Below are 10,301 nucleotides of genomic sequence, written 5' to 3'. Positions count from 1 at the left end.
CGCTGGACCGCCCGGCTCTGAGCGTTCCAGGTCGTTCAGGGCCGGTTCCGGAGTGCTTTGGAACCGATTTTGGACCGGGTTCGGATCGGTATGCCGGCCCTTCCACGTGCGTGCCGGAGAGCCGGTCCGCGGTGGGGTCAGCCCGCGGCGGCGACGCCCGCCTCGCCCATCGCGCCGATCCGTCCGAGCAGGTCGACGATCCGGGACTGGACGTCCTCGCTGGTCGAGCGCTCGGCGAGGAACAGCACGGTCTCGCCGGTGCGCAGCCGGGGCAGTTCGCGCGGGTCGAGGTCCACGGAGGTGTAGACCACCAGCGGGGTGCGGTGCAGCCGGTCGTTGGCGCGCAGCCAGTCCAGCAGGCCGACCCGCCGGCGACGGATCTGCAGCAGGTCCATCACCACCAGGTTGGGCTGCACGCTGCTGGCCCGGGCCACCGCGTCGTTCTCGTCCACCGCGTGTTCGACGTGCATGCCGCGCCGCTCCAGGCTGCTGATCATGGCGGCGGCGATGTCCGGGTCGCCCTCGACCAGCAGTACCCGCGGGGCGTGGTGCTCGCCGTCGCGCGGCGCGAGGGCGCGCAGCAGGACGGCCGGGTCGGCCCCGTAGGCGGCGTCCCGGGTGGCCTGGCCGAGGCCGGCGGTGACCAGCACCGGGATCCGGCGGTTGAGCGCCGCGGTGCGCAGCGACTGGAGCGCGGTGCGGGTGATCGGGCCGGTCAGCGGGTCGACGAAGAGGGCGGCGGGGAAGCCGGGGACGTGGGCGTCCACCTCCTCGCGGGAGCGGACGATCACCGGCAGGTAGCCGCGCGCCTGGAGGGCCTGCTTGGTGGCTGGGTCGGGCTCGGGCCAGACCAGCAGTCGGCGGGTGTTGGCCAGTTCGCCGGTCGGGGCGGACGGCTGCTCGCCGGCGGGCCGCTCGTCGGCGGGCGGGAGTTCGGCCATCGGGCGCGGCGCGGTCCGGGCGGCCTCGGCCGGTACGGGCGGCTGCGGCGCGGCGGCGGGCACCGGCGCGGGGCCGAGCTGGCGCGGCGGGGCGAGTTCGCCCAGGCCGGTGCCGACCGGGCGCGGTCCGGCGGGTTCCTCGGCGGCGGGCAGTGCGGCGCGGGCGGGCGCCAGCGCGGTGCCGGGGGAGGGCTGCGGCTGACCGGCCTGACCGACCTGACCGGCCTGACCGACCTGGCCCGTCGGACCGGAGGCGTTCACCAGGGCGTCCGGGCCGGGGCCCGGCGGGACGGCCAGCCGGCGGCGGCGTCCGGTCGGCGCGGCAGCGGCGGCCGGTTCGGGCAGCGCGGGCGCGGGGCCGGCCGGCAGGGCGTGCTCCAGGCCCGGGTAGACCGGGGTGTCGGCCGTTCCGGGCAGGGCGAAGCCGCCGGAGGACTCCTCGGCCGAGGGCAGCGCGCGGCGGCGCCGGTGCTTGGTCTCGCCCGGGGCCTGCTCCTGGGCGGCCTCGGCGACCGGGGCGGGCGGGGCGTCGGCGGGCGGGGCGCCGTCCGGGGTGGTGGGCGCGGGGGCCGGGCCGAGGGCGAGCGGCTCGCGCCCGCCGGGGCGGTTCGGCGCCGCCCGGTGGCCCTCGACGGGCACCGCGTAGGCGGGGCCGGAGCGGCCGTCGTCCTTGCCCCACGGGTCGCTCTGGGCGCCGTCCGGCCCGGGCAGGCCCTGGCGGCCGTACACCGGGTCGTTGCCGGTGCCGTTCCACTGCTCGGGGACGGCCCGCTCGACCCGGGCGGGGGCGTTCGGCCACTGGTCGGCCGGAACATCGGGGGTGCCGGGGGTGCCGGGGGTGCCGGACTCCGGGGTCTCGGTGGCCGGGCGGCCGCGGCGGCCGCGCCGCTCGGCGGGGGGCTCCTCGCCCGGCGCCTGTTCCGCGTCGGGCGTTTCGGGGGCCTCCGCGGCGGGCTGATCGCCGGCCGCCGCGGGTTCGGCGCCCTCGCCGCTGCTGGGAAGCTGCGGAATGCCCGGAAGTTCGGGCAGGACGGCGCTGTCGCTCTCCTTGGGCCGGTCGGAGCGGCCTTCGGCGGCGGCGCGTTCGGCGGCCGCCTTCGCGGCGGCCGGGTCCAGCGGCAGCTCGACGACGTACGTGGTGCCGGCCTTGCCGGGCAGCTCGTGCGGCTGGAGCACGCCGCCGTGGCGCTCGACCACCGCGCGGGCTATCGGCAGGTGGACGGGGCTGCCGCCGACGCCGGGGCCGCGGATCTCGACCCGGGCGACCTCGCCGCGCTGGGCGGCGGCCAGTACGACGGTCGGCGGCTCGGGTGCGGGCGGCTGCGCGGGTGCCGCGGCGCCGTTCAGCCCGGGCACGGCCAGCCCGGGGGAGGGGGTGTCAGGGGTCTCCAGCGCCAGCCCGATGCCGCTGACGTCGGCGACCAGGTGGGCCAGCGCCTGCGCCAGCCGTCGCTCGTCGGCGATCACCTCGACCGCGGCGGTGTGCACCGAGAACCGCACCCGGCCGGGGCCGACCAGCTCGCCGGCCTCCTCGACGGCCCGGCGGACCACCTTGTCCAGGCCGACCGGCACCCGGGGCGCGGCCTTCCGCCCGCCCTTGCCGCCCTTGCCGTCCTTGTCGTCCTTGCCGGCCTTGGGCTCCTTGCCGTCCTTGGCCTCGCCCTCGGCGCTCTCGCCGGCCTCGTAGCGCTGGTGGTCGAGCACCCCGTCGATCAGCTTCCCGAACCGGCGGCATTCGTCGGCCAGCCGGCGCAGCGTCCAGTTGGCCTCCGGCCAGAGCTGGCCGGCCGGGTCGGCGGCGAGCGCGTCGAGCCGCTGGTTCAGCGCGTTCAGCGCGCCGCCCAGCTCGCTCTCCAGGACGGCGGTGAGGTGCTCGTTGCGGGCGACCAGGGCGAGTTCGCGGCTGCGGTCGGTGAAGGTCATCACCGCGCCGACCAGCTGGTCGCCGTCCCGGACCGGGGCGGTGGTGAGGTCGACGGTGACCGGCCGACCGTCCTTGCGCCACAGCACGGTGCCGCGCACCCGGTGCTTGCGTCCGGAGGTCAGGGTGTCCAGCAGCGCCGACTCCTCCAGCGCCAGCGGGGTGCCGTCGGCGCGGGAGTGCTGGATCAGCGGGTGCAGTTCGCGCCCGCCCAGCTCGCTCGCCCGGTACTCCAGGATGTGCGCGGCGGCCGGGTTGACCAGCACGCAGCGGCCTTCGAGGTCCACACCGAGCACGCCCTCGGCGGCGGCGCGCAGGATCATCTCGGTCTGCTTGTGCTGGCGGCGCAGCTCGGCCTCGACGCCGAGCCGGCCGGAGAGGTCGCGGACCAGCAGGAGGAGAAGGTCGGAGGAGGAGGGCGAGTTCTCGCGGTACGAGTCGTACGGGGAGCGCGCGTAGCCGCGGCCGTCGCCGTCGTCGGCGAAGTCGTTGCCGGAGACCTCGACCGGGAAGGTGGTGCCGTCGGTGCGGTGGGCGGTCATCCGGACCGGGCGGTCGAGGGACTCGTCGTCGCGGGTGGCCGGGCGCATCGAGCCGGGGATGCGGCTGGGGTCGAACTCGGGCAGGAGACCCAGTACGCCCATGCCGACCAGTGAGGTGCCCGGCGCCTGCAACGCCTGGACCGCCGCGCTGTTGGCGTCCACGACGGTGCCGTTGCTGTTCACCAGCAACAACGCGTCGGGCAGGGCGTCGAGTATGGCGGCGAGGCGAGCAGCGCCTCGGATCGGCCTGCTGCTCACGTCGACAGGTCTCCTCGGCTCGGGGCAGCTCCTCCGGAGACGGCAGTATCTCATTCTTCTTTGCGGCGGGGTCGACCCGCCTAGTAACGTTGGCGGTGGTTGGTGCCGAGCCCCACGGTTGTGGCATCATCTCTGACACACGGAACGGATCCGCTCGCGCGGATGCGCTTCATGTGGGGAGGCTTCGCCTAGTCCGGTCTATGGCGCCGCACTGCTAATGCGGTTTCGGGGTTATTCCTGATCGAGGGTTCAAATCCCTCAGCCTCCGCCAGTCGGGAGCCCCCGTCGACGATCTCGTCGACGGGGGCTCTTCGCGTTCCCGGGCTCGGTCCCGGCCGGGTCGCCGTGCGGGGCCGGAGGGCGGGCTCGGGGGTCGCTCCGAAGCCGCCGGAGGGGCCCGGCAGCGGCCCGGCAGCGGCCCGACGGGGCCCGGATCAACCGATTTCGTCCTACGCCGCAGGTCATGTAATGTTGTCCCCGCAACGCCCCGGCGGCAACGTTCACCAGGGCGAGCGCTCATAGCTCAACGGATAGAGCACTTGACTACGGATCAAGAGGTTGCAGGTTCGAATCCTGCTGAGCGCACCAAACTCCGCAAGATCGGGTTCGCCCGTTCCTTGCGCTCATAGCTCAACGGATAGAGCACTTGACTACGGATCAAGAGGTTGCAGGTTCGAATCCTGCTGAGCGCACCATCGAGAAGCCCCCGGCCGTCGGCCGGGGGCTTCTTCCGTTCTCCGGGAAGCCCGGGGAGTGAGGCGAACGGCGTTTTCCGGTGGATGGTTCCGTCCCGGAGGCCGGTGTCCCCCGGATGGGACCGGACGTTCCGTTCCCGCGTCCGTTCGGGTGGTGTCGATTGCCGCCTAATGGATGAAATGCAGCCGTTTCGGGTACATCCCGTCCTGCCGCCCGGATGACCGCCGATCGGGTGGGACTCGGCCAAAAGCACAGGTGTCGCCGTATGCCCGGCTCAGGGCCGTGGTTCCTTTTTGTCGGATCTTGTGCAGACTGCCCACCACCCGGCAGCCGACCGCGTAAGGAGAGCCGGATGAGCCGACAGTTTTCCCGTACGGCTGCCGCCCTGGCCGTCCTCGCCACCGGGCTGCTGACCACGTGGAACGCCCCGCTCTCGGTGGCCCGGCAGTTCCCCGACGCCTGGTCCGCCGAGCACCGGGCGGTGCTGCCCTCCGGACTCTCGGTCCGGTTCGATTTCGACGCGGCCCCGGGCACCGGCGTCACCGCCGAGCCGGGCGAGCTGGCGGACCGTTCCGACGGGGGCCGCCCCGCCGCCCGCTACGCCGACGGAATGCGGCCGGGAGATGCCGCGCAGACCTTCGGCCTCGTCCCCGACCGTCCGCAGGCGGAAGGCTCCTGGCGCACCGTGGGCACGCTCCGGCTGGACTTCTCCCGGCCGGTCCGCAACCCCCGGCTGCACCTCAGCGGCCTGGCCGCGCTCGCCACCGGGGACTCCGGCAACACCAGCACGGCGGCCCGGCTGACCCTCACCGGAGGCTCGCCGGCCGCCCCCGCCCTGGTCGACCGCACCGACTGGCCCGGCTGGACGGTCGACGGCAACGCCCTCGCCCCCGCGAGCCCGGACGGAGCCACCGACGGCGATCCCGGTTCGGCGACCGAGGGCTCGCTGGAGCTGGCCGGGACGGTCCGCACCGCGGTGTTCCGGGTCGAGCAGCGCTCCGTCGCCCGGGCCGGCAGCACCACCGCCCCGCCCGTCCTGCACCAGGCCTACACCGTCACCGTCGACGAGGGCCTGGGCACCGCCCCGCAGGACTACGGCAACGCCTCGCACGTGGTCTCCGACCTCTTCCTGGGCTCCGACGCGGTCCAGGGCTCCGACGCGGCCGGGGCGCGCACCGCCCGTGGCAGTTCCGTCGAGGCCCCGGGCGGCGGGCCGCTGGTCCGGCTCGACCGCGGGGCGGGCCCGCGCAGCCCGTTCGCCGGCCCGCAGTCCAGGCTCCAGCCCGGCCGTGCCGAGTACCGGGGCGCCGACCCGTCGATCGCCTTCCCCGCCGAGGCCGCGATCGGCCGCTACTACCGGCTCACCGTCCCGGTCGCGGTCGGCGACGAGCCCGCGACCCTGGCCGGCTGGATCGACTTCGACCACACCGGCGGGTTCGACCCCGCCGAGCGGGTGCAGACCGAGGTACCGCCCGGCGCCGACACCGCCACCCTGGAGTGGACCGTCCCGTCCGGTGCGGCCTCGGGCGGGACCTGGGCCAGGCTGCGGATCGGCCGTGACGCCGGGCAACTCGTCTCCTCCGGCGGGTTCGCCGACTCCGGACAGGTCTCCGACCAGCGGATCGAGTTGACCGTCGGCGCCGCCCGGCCGGAGATCGCCGAGCCGCTCGACGGCGCCGTCCTCGCCGACGCCCGCCCGCGGATCAGCGGCGCGGGCGCGGTGTCCGGCGCCACGGTGGAGGTCCGCGAGGGCGACACCTCGCTCTGCGAGGCCAGGGTCCAGGACGGCGGCGACTGGTCCTGCCGCCCCGGCAACGCGCTGGCCGCCGGTCCGCACGCCCTCGCCCCGGTGGAGACCACCAGCGGCGGCGTGGTGCTGCGCGGCGAGCCGGTCAGGGTCAGCGTGAAGACCGTGCCGCCGGGAACCCCCGCGTTCACCGTTCCCGCGTACACCAACGACCCGGGGCTCCGGATCACCGGCACCGGGGAGGCGGGCAGCACCGTCTGGGTGGTCGACCAGGGCTCGGGCGACGACCTGTGCATCACGGGGGTGCCGGCGGCCGGCCGGTGGTCCTGCCTGCCGGTCGAGAACCTGACGGAGGGGAAGCACCTGCTCACCCCGGTCGCGGTCGACGTGGCGGGGAACCGGACGGCCGGGCCGCCGGTGGAACTGGTCGTCGACACCGGCCTGCCGGCGCGGCCGGAGCTCGTCTCGCCGGCCCCGGAGGAGACGGTGCGGGTCGGCCGGCCGAAGCTGACGGGCCGGGCGGAGCCGGGCTCGAACGTGCTGGTCACGGTGGAGGGCGGGGCGGACTCGGAGGCGGAACGGCGGACGGTGCTGTGCGGGGCCACGGCGGCGTTCGACGGGAGCTGGACCTGCACGGCCAACCGGGACCTGGCGGACGGGGACCAGTGGCTGCTCGTCACGGCGACGGACCCGGCGGGGAACGCGGTCTCGGCGGAACCGGTGCCGGTGCGGGTCGCCACCGCGGGGGCGGTGCCCGGCCCGGTGGTGTCGGGTCCGGCGATGCCGGGCTCGGTGCCGCCGGTGCCGACGGCGCAGAGCCCGGCGGTACAGGGATCGGTGGTGCAGGGGCCGGTGGTGCAGAGTTCGCCGGCAGCCGGGTCGACGGCCTCGGCTTCGGCCTCGGGGGCGTCGAGCCCGGCGGCCGGGAGCCCGACGCGGCCGGCCTCGGCCAAGCCCAGCCCGGCGGCGGCGACGGTGTCCGGTCCGGTGTCCGGTCCGGTGTCCAGCCCGGCGGCGAGCTCCGCGGCGAGCCACGCGGCACCCGGTCCGGCGGCGCAGAGCCCGGCGGCGTCCGGTGGGTTGGCGGCGCCGTCGAAGCCCGCCGAACCGCGCCCGAGCGCGCTCCGCTCGGCGATGGCTTCGGCGAGTCCGTCCGCCCCGGCGGTCCCGATCGCGTTCCAGCCCGCGGGAGCCCGGCCGATGACGGTGGATCCGGTGACGGCGACGTCGGTGGCGGCCGGCCCGTCGGCGGCGTCGTCGGGGGCTCCGAAGGCCCGTCCGATCGCTTCGGCCCGGGCGACGGCCCACGTGACCAGCGGGTCCGTCGCTTCCACCAGGTCCGCCCTCCCGATCCCTTCGACCACCGCGGCCGTCACCCCCTCCCCGGCCACCGGTGGGGGCGCCTCGCCGGCCACCGTCGCCACGGTGAAGTCCGTGTCCCCGCCGGCCGGTTCCGCCGGTTCCGCCGGTTCCGCCGGATCCGCCGAGCCCACCGAGTCCGGCCGGGACGCGGCCCGGCCGTTGGCGGCGCCGCCGGCGGAGGCGGTGCGGAGTACGTCCGGGCGGCCCGGGGAGGCCGGCTGGCGCGGCGGACTCGCCGGAGTCCTGCTGGTGCTCACCGGTCTCGGACTGATCACCCGTCGGGTGGTCGCCCGCAGGGCCGGTGCTCCTCGGCGCTGATCGGCGCCGAACTGTCCCGACCATCCGTTCATGTGCCTGCGCGTCAGGTCGGCTTTGGATGATTCGTCAGTAAATGTCGACACACCTCGGTTCAAATGTCGCATTTGATGACGTATGAACTTAGCCTGACCCTGGCACTGCCCGTCAGATCCGGGCCGCCCGTTGCGCGACACACCGACCCAGAGGATCCGTGCATGGACGTCACCCGCGATTCTTCGCAGCGACCCGACAACCTGCCCAAGGCGCTTCCGCCGGTACCGCCGGAACGTTCCGCCTCCGGTTCCAGTCCGCTGGTCAGGGCCACGGCCGTCCGGACCGTCAAGCCGGGAGGCCCGGCCGACAGCGGACCGGCGACCACCCCGCTGGCCGTCGTCCCGGGCCCGGCGCACGCCGGCCCGGCGGACCTGCGCGACCCGGTGGAGACGGCCGCCCCGGAGACCGTCGAACTGCCGGACCCCACGGCGGCCGAAGCCCCGACCGCCACCACCTCCCGGCGCCCGCCGCGCGCCGACCAGGCGCTGCGCGAGCAGCGCGCCGCCGCGCAGCCCGGCTGGATCGCCCTGCTGGCCGTGCTGCTCGGTGTGGCAGGCGTGCTGTTCGTGCTGCTGCGCACCGGCGTCATCCCGTACTGGGACGTGCTGCCCGACCTGCGCGGCACCGCCGCACGGGAGAGCGGCCAGGTGTCCGTGGACGCGCAGTGGATCGGCGCGGCGGCCGCGGCCGGTCTGCTGGTGGTGGTCGCGCTCGCCGGGCTGCTGGCCAACGCGGGGGGCGAGACCAGGGTGCTCACCCGCTGGGGCCGCTACCGGGGCACCGTCCGCCGGGCCGGCCTGGTCTGGGTCAACCCGCTGCTGCGCCGCCGGCGTGTGGACGTGCGGCTGCGGCACTGGCGCAGCGAGCCGGTCAAGGTGGTGGACCGCACCGGCACGCCGATCGTGGTCCGGCTGCTGATCGTCTGGCGGGTCAAGGACACCGCACGGGCGCTGCTGGCGATCGAGGACCACGAGAGCTACCTGCGCGAGCAGATCCAGGCCGTGCTCACCCGCACCGCGTCCACCCTCCCCTGCGACAGCAACGCGGCCCCCGGTCCCGCGCTGCGCGACGGGCAGTGGTTCGCCGACGAGATGACCAGGGCGCTGGCCGCCGAGGTCGTCCCGGCCGGCCTGGAGGTCTACTCGGTGCAGCCGCTGGCCCTGGACTACGCGCCCGAGGTGGCCGAGTCGATGCGCCGGCGCCGGCTGGCCGATCTGGACGCGGGCCTGCGCACGGTGCTGGTGGACGACGCGGTGGAGGCGGCGGCGCTCGCCGTGCGCCGCCTGGAGCGGGCGACCGCGCACGAACTGGACGAGGCCGCCCGCAGCGCGCTGATGGAACAGCTGCTGGTCGCGTTCGTCGCCCCGGCCGGAGTGACCGCCTCGGTACCGTCCCCGGCCGCCCGTGCCGGGCGGAAGGAAGGACGACCCGCATGAGGATAGCCACCGGCGCGTACGCCGAACCCGCCGTCACCGTCGGCTCAGGGGGCCCCGACGGTGATCCCGGGCTGATCGGCTTCGAGGAACGCCTCGGCAGCATCCCCGCGATCGCGGGCTGCGGCTGCCCGAACTGCGTCGTCCGTCCACGCCCCGCCCGCTCCTCGGCGGCGGCCGACGGCGGCCGAATACACCGGGCCGTGCGGAGCACCTGTCTGGCCACCACCGTGCTGGCGGGCGCCGGCGTCGTCGGCCTGACGGCCGGCGCCGGATCGGCGCACGCCGCGGCCGGGAAGCAGGGCTGGGACGGCTCCAAGTACTGGTTCAAGAGCGGCAGTGGCGAGTGGCGTTGGACCAGCCACCACGACGTCTACGCGAGCCGCACCGGGCAGTCCGGCGGCGGCTCGGCCGGTGCCACCGCCCGGGCCGCCTCCAACGGTTCGGCCTCCTCCGCCGGGATGCGCCAGGGCTGGGACGGATCGAAGTACTGGTTCAAGAACGGCAGTGGCGAGTGGCGTTGGACCAGCCACCACGACGTCTACGCGAGCCGCACCGGGCAGTCCGCCGGCGGCTCGGCCCAGGCCCCCGCGCAGCCCGCGCCCCCCGCGAGCCGTCCCTCGGCGAACCCCGCGCCGGCCTCCGGGAGCATGGAGGCGGCCATCGACTACGCGCTCGCCCAGCTCGGCAAGCCGTACGTCTGGGGCGGCAACGGCCCGTCCGGCTACGACTGTTCGGGGCTGGTCCAGCAGGCCTACCGGCGCGCGGGGATCAGCCTGCCGCGGGTGGCCGACGACCAGTACGCGGCGACCACGCCGATCACCGCCGGGCAGCTGCGCCGCGGCGACCTGGTGTTCTGGTCCGACAGCGGCCGGGCCTCGGGGATCCACCACGTGGGGATCTACCTGGGCGGCGGCACGTTCGTGGAGGCACCGCGGCCGGGCAAGACCGTCCGGGTCTCCACTCTCAACTCGGGCTACTACCCGACCCACTTCGGGCGGCCGTAGCCGCGAAAGCCGTAACGGGCCCCCGGCATCGCGCTGCCGGGGG

The 10,301-nt window shown here is 75.7% G+C and carries 4 protein-coding genes and 3 tRNA genes; 6 read left to right on the top strand and 1 reads right to left on the bottom strand.

All coding sequences use genetic code 11. From position 1 onward, the window contains the following. Positions 1-137 precede the first annotated feature (137 nt). Positions 138-3,662, bottom strand: a complete 3,525-nt coding sequence (locus ABZ449_RS28365; RefSeq protein ID WP_360351605.1) for a PAS domain-containing protein — start codon at positions 3,660-3,662, stop codon at positions 138-140. 177 nt (positions 3,663-3,839) lie between these two features. Between ABZ449_RS28365 and ABZ449_RS28360 the strand changes: the two genes are divergently transcribed. From ABZ449_RS28360 to ABZ449_RS28335, 6 genes are all read left to right on the top strand, one after another. Further along, positions 3,840-3,933: transfer RNA gene (locus ABZ449_RS28360), tRNA-Ser, on the top strand. A 241-nt stretch (positions 3,934-4,174) separates the two neighbouring features. Further along, positions 4,175-4,250: transfer RNA gene (locus ABZ449_RS28355), tRNA-Arg, on the top strand. Between the two features lie 31 nt (positions 4,251-4,281). After that, positions 4,282-4,357 (top strand) — tRNA-Arg (locus ABZ449_RS28350). A 353-nt stretch (positions 4,358-4,710) separates the two neighbouring features. Beyond that, on the top strand, positions 4,711-7,785 hold the full coding sequence (locus ABZ449_RS28345; RefSeq protein ID WP_360351602.1) for an Ig-like domain-containing protein: 3,075 nt from the start codon (positions 4,711-4,713) through the stop codon (positions 7,783-7,785). A gap of 194 nt (positions 7,786-7,979) precedes the next feature. Continuing rightward, the gene (locus ABZ449_RS28340; RefSeq protein ID WP_360351599.1) at positions 7,980-9,254 is read left to right on the top strand and encodes an SPFH domain-containing protein; all 1,275 of its coding nucleotides are present in this window, start codon (positions 7,980-7,982) and stop codon (positions 9,252-9,254) included. Beyond that, positions 9,251-10,258, top strand: coding sequence for a C40 family peptidase (locus tag ABZ449_RS28335; protein WP_360351597.1), 1,008 nt, complete (start codon positions 9,251-9,253; stop codon positions 10,256-10,258). Before ABZ449_RS28340 ends, ABZ449_RS28335 begins: the two co-directional genes overlap by 4 nt. Positions 10,259-10,301 lie beyond the last annotated feature (43 nt).

This window comes from Kitasatospora sp. NPDC005856, from assembly GCF_040629945.1.
Taxonomy (GTDB): Bacteria; Actinomycetota; Actinomycetes; order Streptomycetales; family Streptomycetaceae; genus Kitasatospora.
This window is presented reverse-complemented; position numbering and strand designations above follow the sequence as displayed.